Annotated in this window: 7 protein-coding genes; 5 read left to right on the top strand and 2 right to left on the bottom strand. The window is 47.9% G+C overall.

Going from position 1 to position 20293, the window contains the following annotated elements; all coding sequences use genetic code 11:
* The first annotated feature begins 455 nt into the window (after nucleotides 1-455).
* From NG795_RS07110 to NG795_RS07090, 5 genes are all read left to right on the top strand, one after another.
* Complete coding sequence (locus NG795_RS07110) at nucleotides 456-2885, top strand: GAF domain-containing sensor histidine kinase (RefSeq protein WP_367287964.1); 2430 nt, start codon at nucleotides 456-458, stop codon at nucleotides 2883-2885.
* A gap of 262 nt (nucleotides 2886-3147) precedes the next feature.
* Entirely contained in the window at nucleotides 3148-9531 is a 6384-nt protein-coding gene (locus NG795_RS07105; RefSeq protein ID WP_367287963.1) for an AAA family ATPase, read from the top strand.
* Nucleotides 9532-9633: 102 nt separating this feature from the next.
* A complete protein-coding gene (locus tag NG795_RS07100; RefSeq protein ID WP_367287962.1) occupies nucleotides 9634-15936 on the top strand; it encodes an AAA family ATPase in 6303 nt (2100 codons plus the stop codon).
* Between the two features lie 106 nt (nucleotides 15937-16042).
* Nucleotides 16043-16423 (top strand): response regulator transcription factor, encoded by a 381-nt coding sequence (locus tag NG795_RS07095; protein WP_367287961.1) that lies wholly within the window; start codon nucleotides 16043-16045, stop codon nucleotides 16421-16423.
* Nucleotides 16424-16656: 233 nt separating this feature from the next.
* A complete protein-coding gene (locus tag NG795_RS07090; protein ID WP_367287960.1) occupies nucleotides 16657-17307 on the top strand; it encodes a YqiA/YcfP family alpha/beta fold hydrolase in 651 nt (216 codons plus the stop codon).
* 316 nt (nucleotides 17308-17623) lie between these two features.
* Here NG795_RS07090 and NG795_RS07085 read toward each other — a convergent pair whose 3' ends face one another.
* Together NG795_RS07085 and NG795_RS07080 are read right to left on the bottom strand one after the other, a co-directional pair.
* Nucleotides 17624-17941, bottom strand: coding sequence for a DUF5132 domain-containing protein (locus NG795_RS07085; RefSeq protein ID WP_367287959.1), 318 nt, complete (start codon nucleotides 17939-17941; stop codon nucleotides 17624-17626).
* 31 nt (nucleotides 17942-17972) lie between these two features.
* Nucleotides 17973-20246, bottom strand: a complete 2274-nt coding sequence (locus tag NG795_RS07080; protein WP_367287958.1) for a heavy metal translocating P-type ATPase — start codon at nucleotides 20244-20246, stop codon at nucleotides 17973-17975.
* Nucleotides 20247-20293 lie beyond the last annotated feature (47 nt).

The following is a 20293-nucleotide window of genomic DNA, read 5'->3' as shown; positions in this document are numbered from 1 at the left end:
AAGTCCCTCTGTTCTGAAGATGAGGGCCCACTGGCGATTTTTCTAATCTTAGGGCATCGGTTCCCTCGGGGTAAGACCACCGGATTTCTTCACGAAAACTTTATGCCTTTTTTGCGTGAATGACGGGTTAATAACCGGGTTTTTTACTCCCTTTCTTTAATCCCTCCCTAGAAACTCTAGGACCGATCTCCCGGGAGTGAGGTTGCGGGTTGTTGACCTATCATTGGTCTGGCGGTGTCGTATTTTTGCTCACCCCTCAAACTTAGCGCGGAGGGTTAGGGAGCGAATTTTGTTCCCAAGCGTCTCATTGACTAGATTTAAACTAACTGTGTAATTTTTTAAACAAGGGCGTTGGGATGGAGGGTTCTGAGTTAAGCTAGACACAGCAAAGAAAGAGTTTAATAAAAGATTAAGGGTTAAGTTGGCGCGACCCAGAGGACTATAGGAGCAAACCGATGACATTCACGCTTAAAAAACTGTATGGCAAAAAAGAAATCCGGTCGGCAATTGAGGGTTGTGTGACTGCACTGGATAGCCCGATCGCCCTTCTGGATGCAGGAGGGGGGGTGATTGTAGGGGTTCAAGAGACAAACTTCAGTAAATACCCGGTTGTGGTCAATGGAGAACTGATCGGGTGGGTTTGTGGCGGGGAAAAAGTCGGTGCGATCGCCTCGATGATTTCTTGTTTGGCAACCCAAGAGGTCGAAAAAAAAGCGTTAGCCCGAGAAGTTCTGGGAAAATATCGAGAGTTAACTCTACTTTATAACATTTCTGAAAAAATCATCGGCAGTTTAGATATTAAAGAAGTCGCAGGGATTGTACTAGAAGAAGCCCAACGGGGCATTAAAGCCAGTAGTGGGGCGGTGATGTTGTGGGAGGAAGGGAGCGATCGCCTAGAATCTATTCAGACATTCGGTCCGGCAGGGGGCTGTTTCAGCGAGTTAGCGGCGACGGCAACCCTGGTGAATCGGTCCGTGGAGACGGGACGCGGAGAAATTGTCAATGATATTGGATGGGAGTTGGCCCCAGAATCCGGCCCCCATCAACCCCCGGGTCTCGCCTCGGTGATGTGCGTCCCCCTGAAAACCAAGGAAAAAGTCATCGGGGCGATCGCGATCGGGAACCGGGAATCTCTTGGATATACCGCAGAAGATTTAAAATTATTGACCGCCTTAGCCTCCCAAGCGGCGAGTGCGATCGCGGCTTTAGCCCATGAAAACAAACTCAAAGAAAGCCGCAGACAGGCGATCTTATTTCGCTTGGCTACCCAAATTCGCCAGTCTCTGGAACTAAGTACCATCTTAGAAACAGCAGTTACCGAAATTCGCAACCTGTTACGGGTAGATCGCTGTTTGTTCGCCTGGTATAACCCGGCGAAATCAAACGTTAGGTCCTGGGAATCAGCAGAAGCGGATGAGAGACCGGCAGAACCGTCCTCGGAACGGTCTCTACGACACCATCCGGGTCATCTTTCTCACTTAACCCTGCATACGTCAGATTATTGGCAAGTGATTAACGAAGCCAAGCATCCCGCTTTACCGAGTGTGCTCGGCGACTACGCGACTAGCGAAGTGGGGGGATTAGCATCGAAACTGTTGAAGATGGAGATTGTGCGCGTGGATGACGTGACGAAATTAACGGATTCCGTGATGCGGCAGTTTTTTCTCAAACAAGATGTCAGTTCGATTTTGGCCGTTCCCATCGAGACGCGACTGGGGAAAAGGGGGTTTGTGGCTTGTGCCAACAGTAGCAAAATTCGGCCTTGGAGTGATGATGAAATCGAACTGTTAGAAGCCGTGGGTAATCAACTGGCGATCGCCATCGACCAAGCCCAACTGTATCAACAAAGTCTCCACAGTGCCCAAGTTGCCCGGGAAAAAGCCGAAGAACTAGAAAAAACCCTGGTGGAATTACAGCAAACCGAGGCCCAACTGGTCCAAAGTGAAAAGATGTCTGGACTCGGACAGTTAGTGGCTGGAATTGCTCATGAAATTAATAATCCGGTTAATTTTATTCACGGTAATCTGGTTCATGTGAATAACTATACGTTAGAACTTTTAACCGTCCTCAATTTGTATCAAAAATACTATCCCGAACCTGTACCGGAACTGTTCGAGGCGATCGAAGAAATGGATGTGGAGTTCCTGATGGATGACTTACCCAAATTGCTCTCCAGTATGAAGTTAGGAACCGACCGAATTCGGGCGATCGTCCAAAGCCTCAGACTCTTCTCTCGGGTGGATGAATCGGACATGAAGCGGGCCAATATTCGGGACGGGATTGAGAGTACCTTAATGATTTTGCAGCACCGTTTAAACGCTCAACCGGGACGGCTGCCGATTCAACTGATTTTTGAAGATGGGGACCTGCCTCTGGTGGAGTGCTATCCGGGTCAACTGAATCAAGTGTTTATGAACCTGATTGCTAATGCGATCGACGCTTTGGAAGAAGCAATGGCGTCCGGCAAGGGGAGTAAATCCCAAACCTTGCCGGTCCTCCGAATTCGCACGGAACGGGTTGATTTTCCCGAGTTCGATACCGATGGCGAACTCTTGGAAAATTCGAGGTCTCCCCGGGTGCGGATCACCATTGCTGACAATGGCATTGGCATGACAGAAACCGTGCGGCGGCGACTATTTGATCCCTTTTTCACCACGAAAGCGGTCGGTAAAGGGACGGGTCTGGGCTTGTCCATTAGCTATCAGATTGTAGTGGAGAAACACCGAGGAACCTTAGAGTGTATTTCTGAACCCGATCAAGGGGCCGAATTTATTATTGAGCTGCCAATTTTTCAGTCTAAAAGCCAAGGTAGTGTAAGTTTTTTTGACAGGAATACCGGGGTGACGGATGGTAAATCGGTGGTCCATCACATCCAAAATTGCTAAATTTTTTTGCGTGTTCTATAGTAAAGAATCAATATCCGTCGCCAAAATCTTAGGGGTCCAGCATCTACGAAATTCCTCGCCATCGGTGCAAGGCGCAGACGGTTCAGAGGCGCTCATCTACAAGGCGGTATTTTGTTGGTTCTCGACGTCCCTATCTCCGGGGCGATCGCCACAGCGATCAAAACAAGGAGTTTATGGGCGATCGCGCTGAGTTCAAACCCAGCGATCGCTTGAATTATCCTTCTAAAATTACCCAACCCCCATGACTCATCCGAAAATTTCTCTCTCCATTCCCGGCTATCAAATCACCGAAGAAATTCCAGCGGGAAGCAAAACCCTGATTTATCGAGCGATTCGTAAATCCGACCAAAAACCCGTGATTTTAAAAGTTTTAGCCTCGGAATATCCCAGCCTGGAAGAATTGGCCCGGTTAAAGCATGAATATGAAATTACCTACAATTTAGAGATCAATCGGGTCATCAAACCCTTGGCGATCGAACCCCTTCACAATACCTTGATGCTGGTCTTTGAGGATAGCGGGGGCCAGTCCCTCAAACAACTCCTACTAACTGAAAAGCTAGGGATAGAAACTTTTTTACAAATTGCCATTCAGTTAACAGAAACCCTCGGAGAACTGCACCAAGCTCAAATCGTTCATAAAGATATTAAACCCTCCAATCTCATTATTGTGAATCACGCTCAACCTCTGAGCGTTAGAATTACCGACTTTAGCATTGCCACCCGCCTCTCCCGCGAAACACAAACCCTCAACCCCCATCCCACCCTCCTGGAAGGAACCCTCGCCTATATGTCCCCGGAACAAACCGGGCGGATGAACCGATATTTAGACTATCGCACGGACTTTTATTCATTAGGGATTACCTTTTATGAAATGCTGGCGGGTCAACTGCCCTTTGTCGCCGAAGACCCCTTAGAATTAATTCACTCTCACATTGCAAAGCATCCGGTTTCTCTACAGGTTTTAATGCCGGAAATTCCTCGGGCTTTGAGCGAGATTGTCATGAAATTAATGGCAAAAACTGCCGAAGACCGCTATCAAAGTGCTTACGGAATTAAAGCGGATTTAGAATACTGTTTAAGCCACTTGAACGATCGCGATGCTTTCAAAGATTTCCAGCCGGGACAATGGGATAAAAGTGGTCAATTTGTCCTGTCCCAAAAACTCTACGGACGCGATCGTGAAGTGGCCAGCCTCCTAGAAGCCTTTAATCGCATCGCCTCGGTTTCCGAGGAGAATCCACCGGATGCCCCAACGCCTTCGGTCAAATTAGGAACCCCTGAACTAATTTTAATTGCCGGGTATTCTGGCATTGGCAAAACCAGTATTGTCCATGAAGTTCATAAACCGATTGTTCGGCAACGGGGGTATTTCATTGCCGGAAAATTTGACCAGTTTAAGCGGGATATTCCTTACGCTTCTCTGATTCAAGCCTTCCAGTCCTTAATTCGGCAACTCCTCACCGAACCCCCCGAACAAATCATCCAATGGCAAGAGACACTCTTAGCAGCAGTTGGCGAAAACGGTCAAATGATTATTGATGTGATTCCCGAAGTGGAATCGATTATTGGTAAACAGCCGCCGATTTCTCCATTAGGACCGAGTGAATCTCAAACCCGATTTAATCGGGTGTTTAAAGAGTTTATTCATGTGTTTACGCAACCGGAACACCCCCTGGTTGTCTTTTTGGATGATTTACAGTGGGCGGATTCGGCTTCCTTAAAACTGCTGGAATTGCTGATGACCGATGCAGAAAGTCATCACTTATTAATGATTGGGGCTTATCGCGATAATGAAGTCAGTCCCACCCATCCCTTAATGCTCACCATTGAGGAAATTGAGAAGATGGGGGCTAAAATCACCACCATTGAACTCGAACCTCTAGGGGTAACTCATGTCACGGCGTTGATTTCCGATAGCTTTAGTTGTAGTCAAGAACAAGGCAACCCCTTAGCTGAACTGATGTTTAAAAAGACTCAGGGAAATCCGTTTTTCTTGACGCAATTGCTCAAGTCTCTCCATCGCGATGGCTTGCTTTTCTTTGATTTTAATCAAGGGGGTTGGCAGTGGGATATAGAGCAGATTCGCCGGATTGGGATTACGGATAACGTGGTGGAGTTAATGGTGGGTAAGATTCGCCAATTTAGCGAAAACTCCCAAAATGCCTTGAAATTAGCCGCTTGTATTGGCAACCGCTTTGATTTGAATATTCTGGCGATTGTTCGAGAGCGATCGCCAGCTTTGACGGCGGGAGATTTGTGGGAAGCCTTACAAGAGGGGTTAGTGTTACCCTTAAGTGAGACCTATAAAATTCTTACGGTTTCCGACAATTTGGAGGGAATTGAAGTCAGTTATCAATTCTTGCACGATCGCGTCCAACAAGCGGCCTATTCTTTAATTCCCGAGGCCCAGAAAAAAGCGGTTCACCTCAAAATTGGGCAGATTCTCCTCCAAAATACCCCAGAATCTGAACTAGAGGATCACATCTTTGATCGGGTCAATCATTTGAATAGTGGGGTTGAATTACTGCAAGGGACTGAGGAGAAATGCCAACTTGCCCGACTGAATGCGATCGCCGGGAAAAAGTCCAAAGCTTCCAATGCCTACCACAGTGCGATCGTTCACTTTAGTCTAGCCCTAGACCTGTTAAATACCAACCCTTGGGAAACCCATTATGAGCTGACATTATTATTGCACCGAGAACTAGGAGAATGTCAATATTTAGTGGGCAATTTTGACCAATCTGAAAGCCTCTTTAACCGCGCCTTAGCTCAGGCAAAATCCCGCTTTGACCGGGCGGAAATCTATTCTCTCTATATCGCCGCTTGCATGACCAAAGGAGATAATTATTATCAAGCGGTGGAATTAGGCATCGAAGGATTAAAAGATTTTGGACTCTATTTTCCTAGCCAGGAAGAGGACTTACCCGCTGCGGTTGTCGCGGAACGGGAAAGCGTGCAGACCCTGCTCATCGGCCAGAATATCCCCGATTTATTGAACGTTCCTGAAATGACCGACCCGGATAAAAAGGTGGCGATGAACCTGCTGGTTAATTCCTGGACCGCCACCTATTTTGCCAATCGTCCCGACTGGCTGCAATTGCTGGGATTAAAAATGGTCAGCCTCACCTTAGACTATGGGCCCGTAGATGTCTCCGCCTTTGGTTATGTCGTTTATGGCATGATTTTAGCCGGTGATCAGGACTATCAAGCGGCTTATCAATTTGGGGATTTAGCCTTAAAATTGCGGGAGAAATTCCCAAACCCTACCCTCACCCCGAAAATCAATAATATCTTCGCCCATACCATTAATCCCTTCTGGAAACATCTCCAAACCAATTTACCCTTGTATCGAGAGTCCTATAAGGTCAGTTTGGAAATGGGGGATATTATTTTTGGAGTTTGGGCAGTCACCTATCAGTTGTGGACGAAATTAATTATCGGAAACCGACTTCCTGAAGTTTATGAGAAGTCGCAAAACTACCTCAAATTTATCCAAGAAACCAACGATCGCAATATGATCGCTGGTTATCGGACCTTGCAACAGACGGTTTTAAACTTACAGGGATTAACGGATAGCCCGATTACTCTAAATAGCCCGGATTACGATGAAACCGCTACCCTGCAATTCTGGGCAGACAATCAATTTTATGTGGGGATGAATTGGTTCTGGATGCTCAAGAGTCTGGTTTTGTTCCTCCAGGAAGACTATCAAGCGGCGTTGATTGTTGCTCGTCAAGCGGATGAAACCATTGGGACGAATTTCGGGTTTTTCAGCATGACTCAACATTATTTTTATTATTCATTGATTCTGACTGCCCTGTATCCAACGGCGCAGGAGGAGGAAAAAGCCAGCCTCTGGAGTATCCTCAATCAAAATCGCCAAAACCTCAAACTTTGGGCAGAAACGGGAAAAGAGAATTTTCTTCATAAGTATCTGTTGGTGGAGGCGGAAGTGGCCCGAATTAGCGAGCGTCCGTTAGAGGCAATGGAACTGTATGATCAAGCGATCGCCACTGCCCAAGAACAGGGATATTTGCAGATTGAAGCTATCGCCAACGAACTGGCAGCTAAGTTTTATCGAGGCTTAGGACGGATTAAAATTGCCAAAACTTATCTCACCGATGCTCGATATCAATATAGTCTCTGGGGGGCAAAAGCTAAGGTTCAGCAACTTGATAAAACTTATCCCGACCTGTTAGCAAGAGCATCCATTCAAAACCGGCCTTCGGGAGACTTCAGTCAAACCACAACGGGAGAACAGGCCACCACCGTCGGCCATGCGGCTTTACTTGATATTGCGACGGTAATGAAAGCCTCTCAAACTATTTCTTCGGAAATTGTCCTAGAAACTTTGCTAGAGAAGTTAATGCATATTCTCATCGAAAATGCAGGCGCTCAAACCGGGCATTTACTCCTTGATCGCCAGGGTAAATTTGTGCGGGTGGCGGAGGGAAGCGTGGAGAATGACCAAGTGACCTTACTGCCTTCTATTCCCCTAGAAAACTCCTCCGATTTGCCATTGGGATTGATTAATTATGTGGCTCGAACCGAGAAACCTCTGCTGCTCAATAATGCCATTGGGTCAGGAGTGTTTACTACGGAACCCTATATCCTCCGCCATCAAGTCAAATCGGTTTTATGTACCCCGATTGTTCATCAAGGCAAGCGCGTTGGGTTACTGTATTTAGAAAATAACCGGGCAGCCGGGGCCTTTACCCCCGATCGCCTGGAAGTCTTACGAATGTTATCCGGACAGGCGGCGATTTCCCTAGAACTGGCCCGGGCGGTTAAACAAGTGCAGGATACCGTTGCCTATTTAAGTGCGATTATCACCAATATAGCCGATGGACTGCTGGTTACCAATGCCCAGGGTCTGATTACCCGAGTCAATCCCGCCCTGCTGGAGATGTTTGACCGTTCCGAAGGTCAGACGGTGGGGAAACATTGTTCCGAACTTCTGCCCCTAGACCTCGCCCAAGCGATCGCCCAGAGTGTCAATTCTCCCAACGAAGTGATCACCGCCGAAGTCGATCTCGCCTTTGATCGTGTCGGCAAAGCTGTGGCGACTTCGATTTTACCCAGTGAGTTATCCGAAGCGGATGGGGCCAACTGTATTGGCACCGTGATCCTAATTCGCGATATCACCACGGAGAAAGAAGTTGATCGCATGAAGACCGATTTTATCTCCACCGTATCTCACGAATTGCGAACTCCTCTCACTTCCGTGGTTGGTTTTGCGAAACTGATTCAGAAAAAACTCCAAGACAAGATTTTACCCAGTTTCCAGGAGTCCGATCGCAAAACCCAGAAGGCGATCGCCCAAGTGGGAGATAACATCAATATTATTATTTCTGAAGGGGAACGGTTGACCCATTTGATTAACGATGTTCTGGATATCGCCAAAATGGAAGCGGGAAAAGTGGATTGGCAAATGCAGCCGGTGGCGGTATCCGAACTGGTAGAACGGGCTTTTTCCGCTACATCCAGCCTGTTTGAAAATAGTGGATTAGCACAAATCCAAGAGATTGAAACCGGATTGCCCGAGGTCATTGGCGATCGCGATCGCTTATTACAAGTGCTAATTAATCTCATCTCCAATGCCGTCAAATTTACCCGGACTGGATCCGTAACCGTCCAGGCGCAACTCCAGAACGAGCAACTCAAAATCTCTGTCATTGATACCGGCATCGGCATTCCCCCGGAACATCAAGAAACGGTGTTCGAGAAATTTAAGCAAGTCGGGGATACCCTGACGGACAAACCCAAAGGGACCGGACTGGGATTACCGATTTGTAAACAAATTGTCGAACATCACCAGGGTCAGATTTGGGTGGAAAGTGAGGAAAAATCCGGGACAACCTTTTCCTTTACCCTGCCTCTGAGCCCAGAGAGTGGATTGCCGACCCCGGAAAAACTCAACTTCCAGACCCTAGTCCAGCAGTTGAAACAAACCATCGTCCAGCATCCAGAACATCCGCGTAGCGATCGCCCCAAAACCATCCTAGTGGTGGATGACGAGGCTCACATTCGCTCCTTGCTGCGCCAGGAATTAGAAGCCTCGGGCTATTCTGTGCGAGAAGCCAAAGACGGCATGGAGGCGATCGCTCAGGTGAAAGCCACCCCCCCGGACTTGATTCTCCTGGATGTAATGATGCCGCAAATTAGTGGATTTGACGTAGCAGCCGTTCTCAAAAATGACCCCAATACGATGCATATTCCCATCGCCATCCTCTCCATTATCGAAGATAAGCAGCGGGGTTATCGTCTCGGGGTTGATCGCTATTTAACCAAACCCATTGATCGAGAGGACTTACTCAACCAAATTGGCTTCCTCCTCTCCCAAGAAACCTCCAAAAAGAAAGTTTTGGTCGTGGATGAGGATGTTTCGGCGGTCAAACTTTTAGCCGATGTCTTAGAAGCGAAAGGCTATATCGTTACCGAAGCCTCCAGCGGTCCGGAATGCATTGAGAAAGCACGAGCGGTAAAACCTGATATGATTATAGTAGATTCTTTATTTTCCGAAAGACATGATATCGCCAAAACCTTGCGATTTGAGAAGGGCCTAGAAAATGTCTTTTTCTTGTTACTTGCTGAAAATCGAGAACCTGATCCAGGGACAAACTAACGGAGGTAAATAACGCCCCGTAAAGCCCTGAAACCGTCGTCGGTTTAAATTCCCGACGGTTGCCGCCCTGTAACCGCACGACTTACGAGTAGAAAAACAACTATGAATATTCTTGGGTATGAACTGGCTGAACCGATGGAAACCGGCCTCAATACTATCATTTATCGGGGCTATAATGCGACAGATGGGACTACAGCCATTTTCAAAATATTGGCCTCTCCTTCGCCGACGATTGAAGACCTGATTAAATTTAGGAATGAATATGAAATTTGTAAAAATCTGGATATTCCTGGGATTGTCAAGCCCTTAGCCTTGACCGATTATCAAAATAGTTTAGCCTTGGTTTTGGAGGATTTTGGCGGCCAGTCTTTGAAAAAGAGCATGGATAAAAAGCCCCTCACTCTGGCAGAGTTTTTACACCTAGGGATTCAACTCACGACCAGTCTAGGACAACTCCATCACCATCAGATTGTTCATAAAGATATTAAGCCTCAAAATCTGATTATTAATCCCCGAACAGGGGAAATTAAAATTACTGATTTTAGTATCGCGATGCGACTCTCTTCTGAATCGTCTTGGAGTCAAGAGACGGTTTTGGAAGGAACTTTATCCTATATGTCTCCGGAACAAACCGGACGGATGAATCGGGCGGTGGATTATCGCACGGATTTTTATTCCTTGGGGGTGACGTTCTATGAAATGCTGACGGGACGGTTACCCTTTGAGGCGGTTGATGCCTTAGAGTTAATTTATTGTCATATTGCGAAAATCGCCGTTTCTCCTCATGAAATGAACCCGGAAATTCCGCAAGCGGTGGCGGATATTGTCATGAAATTGATGGCGAAAACCGCTGAAGACCGCTATCAAACCAGTCAGGGTCTGTTGTTTGATTTGGAAACCTGTTTAACCGAATTAGAAGCTAGGGGAAGCATTCCAGCGTTTGCGGTGGGAGAACGCGATCGCGCCAGTCAATTGCTGATTCCCCAAAAGCTCTATGGGCGGGAAAAAGAAGTAGAAACCTTAATGGAAACCTTCCATCGAGTTGCGGAAGGTAGCAGCGAAATGATGCTGGTTTCTGGCTATTCCGGCATTGGTAAATCGGCGTTGGTGGCAGAAGTTCATAAACCGATTGTCGGGGCGCGAGGCTATTTTATTTCAGGTAAATATGACCAATATAAACGCAATATTCCTTATGCGGGACTGATTCAAGCCTTTTCTGAATTAATCGATCGCCTCTTGACGGAAAGTCCCGATCGCATTACCTTCTGGCAAGAACAACTCAGCAAAGCTTTGGGGAGTAATGGACAGGCGATCGTCGAGGTGATTCCCAAGGTTGAAGCCATTGTTGGACCCCAACCCCCCATTGCTGAACTCGGGCCCATTGAATCCCAGAATCGCTTTAATCGGGTGTTTCAACAATTTTTGCAGACTTTTTGCAAAAAAGACCATCCCCTGGTGATTTTTCTGGATGATTTACAATGGGCTGATACGGCGTCTTTACACTTAATTTATCAACTGATTAATGGCCTAGACCAACAGTATTTTTTACTGATTGGGGCTTATCGGGATAACGAAGTGAATGCGGTTCATCCTTTGATTCAAACTCGGGATGCCCTGCAATCAATGGGGGCGACGGTGAATCAAATGGTGTTACAACCGTTAGAGATGGTTCATGTCAACGAGTTGATTGCGGCTACCCTGGATGAACCCGAGAAGTCGCGTCCCTTGGCGGAACTGCTTTACAATAAAACCCAGGGCAATCCCTTTTTCCTGACCCAACTCATCAAAACCCTGTGGGATGAAAAACTCTTAAGTTATGACTTCAGTGGGGGGGTCTGGCAGTGGGATCTGGACCGAATTTTAGCCGTGGGGATTGCCGATCGCAATGTGGTCGAATTAATGGCCCGCAATATTCAAAAACTCCCGGAATCTACCCAAAATATCTTACAATTAGCTGCTTGTGTGGGCAATACTTTCACCTTAGAAGTCCTGGCGATCGTCAGTGAAAGTTCCCCGATGGCAACCGCTGCCTCCCTCTGGTCCGCGTTGCAATCTGGCTTGATTTTGCCCTTGAGTTCGGGATATAAAATTCCCCTGCTGATTGGGAATGAGGGAGAGCAATTCGTAGACAAGCAAACGGGGCTTACCCTCTCTGACTTGTTAGGAACCCAGTCTATTTCTTATAAGTTTTTGCATGACCGAGTTCAACAGGCGGCTTATTCCCTGATTCAAGAAGACCATAAGAAAGAAACTCACCTAAAAATCGGGAAACTGCTGCTGAATAATATTCCCCCGGAGGAACGAGAAGAAACCATTTTTGCCCTGGTTAATCAACTCAACTATGGTTGTGAGCTCCTGGAAACCCAAGGAGAAAAATATGAACTCGCCCAGTTGAATGCGATCGCCGGAAATAAAGCCAAAGCCTCCACGGCTTATGAAGCAGCTTTACGTTATTTGAAAGTCGGCATCGGACTCTTAGGCGAGGATTCCTGGAACAGCCATTACGAGTTAACTCTTTCCCTCTATGTCTCTACCTTGGAGGCGGAATACTTAAATGGCAATTTCGAGGCGGCGCGAACCCTCGGCGACCTGATTCTGGCCCAGGCGAAGGCGGTTTTGGATCGGGTGAAGGTGTATGAAATTCAAATGCAAATGTATGCCGCACAACATCATATTAGCCTAGCAATTGAAACGGGATTGGCAGCCTTAAATTTGATGGGAATTTCCCTAGCGGTTGCCTCGGAAGAACGGAGTCAATCCCTACAATTGCCGGAGATTGACCGCATCGCCGAACTGCCAGAAATGACCGACCCTTATGAACTGGCGGTAATGCGAATTCTGATGAATTTAGTGGCCCCGGCTTTACATAGTAGCCAGTTAGAGCTCTGGTTCCAATTGGTTTTGACTGCTTTAGAACGCTGTCTGGAAAAAGGACATTCTGCGATTGCGGCATTTACTTACAGTTGGTATGCCACGCTTCTCTGTGGGTCCGGAGATATCAACCGGGGCTATTATGCGGCACAAATTTCAGTCAAATTGTTAGAACGGTTTCAAGCAAAAACTCTCAAATGCCAAGTTTATAATATGGTGTTTGCCTTCGTTCAACATTGGAAGCAGCCGGTTAAAGTCGCGGTTGAGGCGTTACAAGAAGGGCTCCAGAGTGGCTTGGAAGTGGGGGATTTAGAATATGCCAGTTACTGCGCTTGTAAATATTGCAGTTACTTGTTTTTAAGTGGAGAATCCCTGGAAACTGTTGCCCGCAAGCAAACTCCCTATATTGAATTACTCCAAAAACTCAAGTATGAAATTGCCCTCTATGACGGCAGTACCTGGCGACAACTGGTGGCGAATTTACAAGGCTTAGCCCCGGATAAGTATCGGTTAGTCGGGGAGGTTTTTAACGAAAACCTGATTTTGCCTAAACTTAAAGAGGCGAACGATGGATGGTCTTTGTTTAATGTTTATCTCGCCAAAACCATCCTCAACTTTTTGTTAAAACAAGGACAAGTTGCCCTAACTTATGCAACCCTAGCCGCTGAATATTCCGGTTCCGTCAGCGGGGCTTTTACAATGGCGGTTCACAACTTTTACTATTCTTTAGTGTTGCTATCCATCTATCCTGCTGCTGCTGCTGCAGACCAGCAAAAGTATTTGCAACAAGTGGAGTGCAATCAAGACAAGATGCGGAAATGGGCGGAACTCGGTCCGATGAATTATCAGCATAAGTATGAATTAGTCGAAGCGGAGAAAGCGCGAGTTTTAGGGCGGAGTTTAGAGGCGATCGATGGCTACGAACGGGCCATTACGGGGGCGAAAGAAAATGGCTATCTGCCTGAAGAAGCCTTAGCCTACGAACTGGCCTCGAATTTTTATCGCCATCGCCATCAGGATAAATTCGCCGACACTTACCTGACTGAAGCCTCGGCTATTTATACCAAATGGGGGGCTAAAATTAAGGTAGAGCAATTAGAAGCTAAATATCCCCAGTTAAAGCTACGCAAGCCTGCCATTTCCCGGAGTGGGACCGCAATAGCTCAAATGACAACGGCAACAACTTTTGGGAGTTCTGCTGCCTTGGATTTAGCCACGGTGATTAAAGCTTCTCAAGCCATTTCTTCTGAACTGCAAATTGAGAAGCTGGTTGAGAAGTTAATGAATATTCTCATTGAAAATGCCGGGGCGCAGAAAGGATTTCTGGTGTTAGCGGAAAAGGAAAAACTAATTCTGGCGGCGGAAGTGGGTCTGGACAAAAAAATTCAGGGGGTCAAGCTACGATTTGATGCCTTAGATGCTAAGGCTGACTTGCCTTGGTCGATTATTCATTATGTCCGACGGACTCAAACCAATGTAGTCTTAAATGATGCCATCCGGGAGGGATTATTTACGAACGATCGCTATGTCAGTACCCATCAGGTGAAGTCGCTGTTATGTGCACCGTTTGTCAATCAAGGGAAACTGGTGGGGATTGTTTATTTAGAGAATAATCTCACCCGTAGCGCTTTTACGCGCGATCGCCTGGAAGTGTTACGACTCCTCTCGGGACAAGCGGCGATTTCCATTGATTTAGCGCGAACCGTGAACGAGTTGCAAGATACGGTGGCTTATTTGAATGCGATCGTCAACAATATCGCCGATGGGTTGCTGGTGACGGATATGCGCGATCGCATTTCCCGCTTGAACCCCGCCTTATTACAGATGTTTGGATTACCCGCCACGGAACTGGAGGGTCGGGATTGCCAGGAGGGACTGAGTACCGAACTCGCTACCTTAGTCGCACAATCCCGGGAACACCTCAGCGATGTGCTATCGGCGGAAATTCCTTTAACGAACAATCGCGTCGGTAAAGCAGTCGCTACCTCCATTGTTACTGACTCCACCGGAGAAGAACAGGGTCCTAGCTGTATCGGGACCGTCACCTTAATCCGGGATATCACCGCCGAGAAAGAAGTCGATCGCATGAAAACGGACTTTATCTCTACGGTGTCTCACGAACTGCGAACCCCTCTCACCTCCGTGGTGGGATTTGCCAAAATTGTCAACAAAAAACTCCATGATAAGATTGTCGGCGCACTCGAAAACGCGGACAAGAAGACGCAGCGGGCGTTGCAGCAAGTCATGGACAACATTGAGATTATTATTTCTGAAGGGGAACGGTTGACGAATCTGATTAATGATGTGCTAGATATTGCCAAGATGGAAGCGGGGAAAGTGGAGTGGCAAATGCAACCGATTTCCCTGAGTGAACTCATGGAACGGGCGATCGCCTCGACTTCTAGTCTATTTCAAACCAGTCAGTTACAGGTGCAGGTGGAGATTGAACCCCAACTGCCACAAGTCAGCGGCGATCGCGATCGGTTATTACAAGTGCTAATTAATCTCATCTCCAATGCCGCCAAATTCACCGATACCGGGACCGTCACCCTCCGCGCCACCCAAAACGAGGAACAGGTGGTGGTGAGTATTATCGACACTGGCATCGGCATCCCCCCGGAGTTTCAAGATACAGTGTTCGAGAAATTTAAACAAGTGGGAGATACCCTCACGGATAAACCCCGAGGAACTGGACTGGGACTGCCGATCTGTAAACAAATTATCGAACATCACGGCGGCAAAATTTGGGTCGAAAGTACACCGGGTCAAGGCAGTAGCTTCTCCTTTAGCTTACCGTCCCTGGGGTCTACCGTCACCCCTGAACTCGAAAAACTCAACTTGGATAGCTTTGTCAAGCAACTCAAAGAACGAATTGTGATCACTCCGCAACGGGAGACGGATTCCGTTAAAACCATTCTCGTGGTTGATGATGATACTCACATTCGGTCCTTGTTGCGCCAAGAATTAGAAAGCTGTGGATATCAAGTCCGGGAAGCAAAAGATGGCATGGAGGCTATCGCCGAAGTCAAATCCCTCAAACCGGACCTAATCTTACTCGATGTAATGATGCCGCAAATTAGTGGATTTGATGTGGCAGCGGTGCTCAAACATGACCCAGAAACGATGGATATCCCCATTATCATCCTCTCCATCATTGAGGATAAACAACGGGGATATCGGTTAGGCATCGATCGCTACTTAACCAAACCCATCGATACCGAAAAACTGTTTGAAAATATCGGGGCCTTACTGTCCAAGGGGGCCTCAAAAAAGAACGTGATCGTCGTGGATGAAGATGCCGGTGCCATTAAAACCTTAGTCGATGTCCTAGAGGCGAAGGGGTATAGCGTTGTCGAGGCAGCGACGGGTCAAGAATGCATTGAAAAGGCAATGGCGATCGGACCTGATATGATTGTTCTCAATTCTGTGCTATCCGAGCATCATGAAATCGTCAAAACCTTGCGGTTTGAAAAAGGACTGGAAAATGTCTTATTTCTCGTGCTAGATGATGATGGTTCCGGTTCTCTCGGGTAACCGCACTGAGGATAATCCCCCGGAAAATCCAGCAATTCAGACGGGAGAAAGATACTTTTTACCGTTTGAATTGCGCCTTTTTCTGTTCACCCCTATAGGAGGTTATATGGCGAAAAAAATCTTAATTGTGGATGATGAACCCCATATCCGCATTCTCATGGAACAAACCCTAGAAGAACTCGAAGATGAGGGGGTCGAATTGCTAACGGCCATCAATGGAGAAGATGCGCTCAATACCATCAAAGCAGAAAAACCCGAATTAGTTTTTCTGGATGTGATGATGCCCAAAATGAGCGGCTTTGAAGTTTGTAATGCGGTTAAAAATGAACTGGGCATCAAAGATGTTTATATTATCATGCTGACTGCCAAAGGTCAAGAGTTTGACAAGCAAAAAGGCAGTGATTCCGGGGCCGATTTGTACATGACGAAGCCCTTTGACCCCGATGAAGTCCTAGAAAAATCAATGGAAATTTTAGGAATCGATTAAATTTAACCCGGTAGGGGCGATTAACAAACGTTTGTAGTAACCCCTGAAGGGGTTATCTTAAAATGACTCCATCAAGGATTCACTACGAACGTTTGTAGTAACCCCTTCAAGGGTTATCTTAAAATGACTCCATCAAGGATTCACTACGAACGTTTGTAGTAACCCCTGAAGGGGTTATCTTAAAATGACTCCATCAAGGATTCACTACGAACGTTTGCAAAGGATATTTAAGCATGACTCAACCATTACCGCGAACTTACATTTATTTACATGGATTTGCATCAAGTCCTGATTCATTCAAGGCAAATTATCTCCGGCGTCGCTTTACTGAAATATCAATTCCTCTGACGATTCCCAATCTCAATCACGGGGATTTTTCCCATCTGACTCTGACCCGCCAACTGGAACAAGTAGCGAGGGAATTTCCCCCGGAACCGGCTACAGTTACCCTAATTGGCTCAAGTTTTGGGGGACTGACTTCTGCCTGGTTAGCGGAACGATATCCCCAAGTCGATCGCCTGGTTTTATTAGCCCCTGCCTTTGAATTCCTGAGTCATTGGATGGCGAGTTTAGGTCCTAAACGGCTTGAATTTTGGCAAGAACAGGGGTATTTGCCAATTTATCATTATGGGGAAAAGCGGGAAATTCCCCTGAGTTATCAATTTATCTTAGATGCTCAAGGTTACGTTGAGAATCAGTTGCAGCGACAGCTACCGACTTTGATTTTACATGGGGTTAAAGATGAGGTGATTCCGGTTGAGGCAAGTCGTCGATTTGTCACTTCTCGTCCTTGGGTGAAGCAGGTAGAATTGGATAGCGATCATGGGTTGGGAAATGTGATGCCGGAGATTTGGGAGGCAATTAAAGGGTTTTGTGGGATTTGATGGGGGTGGGAATGATTGAGGTTGTGATGGGGAATTAAGAGAACGACTGAAGTCGTTACTACGAACTAAGAGAACGACTGAAGTTGCAACAACCGGCGGGGGATAAATCCCCCGCCTAACAGCTCAAGTCGGTTGAAACCGACTAAAAACACCACTGTATCCGACTTGCAGTCGGTTTTTAACCGACTTTAGCTATGAGGCGGGGGATTTATCCCCCGCCGTAGAGGCTAAAAGGTTCAAACCCCCGGCGGTGTTGAGAATGGTGCAAGATCTCAGTTTTAACCGACTTTAGTTTAAACCCCCGGCGGATTTGAGGTTATCCTTTATTGGGCGGTTCAGAGTTGGGCATTTGATGGGATTGAGCCATTGCTTCGGCTTTAGCTTCTGCTAAAATATCTTCCCAGACTTCGTTGGCTTCCGCAACAGCAACTTTGCCTTTTTCATAGAGGGTAATGCCATTTTTTAGGGTCGCTTTGGCGATGGGTTTAGCGACTTTGCCGATCGCAGGTAATAAAATGGGCGCAAGGACTACTGCACCGATTCCCAAGGCGATCGCTCGTCCTCCTTTTCCCGCTTCCATCATTTCCGTGAGATGTTGTTGGATTCCGGCTTGTTTCCAATGAATGAGTCCCATGATACAATTCCTCCAGTAAGGGTAAGGGGTATTAATTCCGATTGGGTTCGGTCTTTTCTGATGCCGATCGCGGGGGATCTCTGTGCATCAGAGGACGTAACCCGTTTAATCCAGCGGCGATCGCTGAACCGTTGTGTACGACGGTGGCAGCTAAGGGGTGCAGTCCGAAGGTGGATGCTAAAACCAAGGCGGCTAAATTCGGTCCGACTACTAAGGTGGTATTTTGCTGTATAATATGCTGGGTTTCCTTGGCGATCGCGATCGCATCTAGCAACCCAGATAAATTGTTCTCCATCAACACCACATCAGCGGTTTCTCGGGCTACATCGGATCCGTTGGCAAAGGACACGGACAGATCCGCATAAGCTAAGGCAACGGAATCATTTAACCCATCCCCCACAAAGGCAACGGTTTTCCCCGATTCATGTAATTCACGCACGAGGGCGGCTTTTTGTTCGGGAAAGGCTTCGGCATGGGTATGACAGGCGGGAATCCCCAGTTTTTCGGCAACAGCAAGGGCGCGGGGACGTTCATCTCCGGTGAGCATCTGCACCTGAATGTGATATTCTGACTGCAACCGTTGAATCACTGTGGGCGTTTCCCGGCGCAGGGGGTCCGCATATTCGATGACGCCTTGGAATTTGCCCTCACAAGCAACGTAAATTAAAGAACAGTTGACATTGAGCGCACAATCTGATTGCTCACAGTCCAATCCCCGATCGCATCGCCGTTCCTGATCCGTCAGACAGTCCACCGTCACTCCAGACTGGCGCAAGAAGCGATCGCTACCGACTAACACCCTGCGCCCTTCAATCTCCGCCTGAATGCCCAAACCCACCTCATAGTGCCATTCTCCCCGAGACAAGAGTCTCACTCCCCGGTTCTGAGCCTCCGCCACAATCGCCTCAGCTACCGGGTGAGAAATCCGTTGTTCCGCTGCCGCAGCCAGTTCTAGCACTTCCTCCTCGGAAATTGCTTCCGATGCGGTGGTAATCCGAACTACAGACAGATTCCCTTGAGTGAGGGTGCCGGTTTTGTCAAATACCACCGTATCGACTTCGGCTAATTGTTCCAAGGCGCGTCCACTGCGGATTAAAATCCCATGTCTTGTGGCATGAGTTAGGGCTGCCATAAAGCTGGTGGGGACGGAAACGCGAATTCCCGTCACAAAGTCTAAAGTGAGAATCGCTGCCGCCCGTCCCGGGTCCCGAGTCAGGGCCCACACCAGAGCGGCCCAGATTCCCGCAGGTAAGACAGCGCGATCGGCGATGTTGGCGGCGTAATTTTCCATGCGAGTATCATGGACTGGAGCTTTTCTCACTAATTCCAAACTCGCTGCTGCCCGGGTGGCGGCCCCGACTCGTTCCGCTTGGATATACAATTCCCCGGACCGCAGGAGGGTGGAGGCATAAACCTGAGTTCCCTTTTCAGCAACAATCGGCATGGATTCGCCGGTGAGTTTCTGGCGATCAATGGTGGCGGTTCCCTGTAAGACAATCCCATCCACGGGAATTTGTTCCCCAGGATAGACTATGACGGTTTCCCCAATTTCCACGTCGGTGGCGGGAATTTGCTGTTTTTCCCCGTGGCGTTCCACCCAGGCAAAGCGTCCGATGGTGTCCATGAGGTCCGCAGTGCGGGCGGCAGAGGACCGGGCGGTGCGATCGCGGATGGTATCCCCGACTTCATGCAGGGTCATGACTAAGGCAGGGGTGAGCAAATTTCCGCGCAGGGATGACAGGGCGATCGCCATCAAATCCAAGCAGTCGATATTCAGTCGGCGTTCGGCTACAATACTGGCGATCGCCCGTTTAGCCACGGGTAAAGCAGCCCAGGCAACGCTTCCCCCCATGAGGGTTCGCGGAATCGGCAATCCTAGGGGACCGCCTAGAATCGCCAATAGGGTGGCAATGGCAGGCAATATGATATCATGACTCTCGGGTTCCGTTGCCGGAAGTTCAGGAATGACGGGGTTGCTCTCACGTCCCGGGGACTGCTGGAGTTGCCCGGTTTGTTGAATCACTTTCACCAATTGCGATCGCATTCTTTCATCGCTCATTCCCTGGGTTTGGTAATGAATAGCGATGGAGGCAGCAGTGAGATTCACGCGTACTTGTATCACCCCGGGTTGACTTGCCATTGCTTGTTCCAGGCGATCGGCGTAGGGGCGATCGCGCGCGAGGCGAGGGACTCTAAACCTGACTCGTCCGGGGATGGCATGAACCAAGGTACAAGCAACCCAAGTCTGGGTCACTTCGGCGAGGGGATTGCCTGGTTTGTTCCAAATTTCTATATCTGCTCTCATTTTTGTTCTCCTAGGTGCGATTACAGCGAGCACGACAGGACAAGAAA

It is taken from the genome of Laspinema palackyanum D2c (assembly GCF_025370875.1).
GTDB lineage: Bacteria > Cyanobacteriota > Cyanobacteriia > Cyanobacteriales > Laspinemataceae > Laspinema > Laspinema palackyanum.
This window is presented reverse-complemented; position numbering and strand designations above follow the sequence as displayed.

What these genes read in the sequence shown, in the direction of transcription:
- NG795_RS07110 (WP_367287964.1), top strand. Translation starts at nt 456, where the DNA reads ATGACATTCACGCTTAAAAAACTGTATGGCAAAAAAGAAATCCGGTCG.
- NG795_RS07105 (WP_367287963.1), top strand. Translation starts at nt 3,148, where the DNA reads ATGACTCATCCGAAAATTTCTCTCTCCATTCCCGGCTATCAAATCACC.
- NG795_RS07100 (WP_367287962.1), top strand. Translation starts at nt 9,634, where the DNA reads ATGAATATTCTTGGGTATGAACTGGCTGAACCGATGGAAACCGGCCTC.
- NG795_RS07095 (WP_367287961.1), top strand. Translation starts at nt 16,043, where the DNA reads ATGGCGAAAAAAATCTTAATTGTGGATGATGAACCCCATATCCGCATT.
- NG795_RS07090 (WP_367287960.1), top strand. Translation starts at nt 16,657, where the DNA reads ATGACTCAACCATTACCGCGAACTTACATTTATTTACATGGATTTGCA.
- NG795_RS07085 (WP_367287959.1), bottom strand. Translation starts at nt 17,941, where the DNA reads ATGGGACTCATTCATTGGAAACAAGCCGGAATCCAACAACATCTCACG.
- NG795_RS07080 (WP_367287958.1), bottom strand. Translation starts at nt 20,246, where the DNA reads ATGAGAGCAGATATAGAAATTTGGAACAAACCAGGCAATCCCCTCGCC.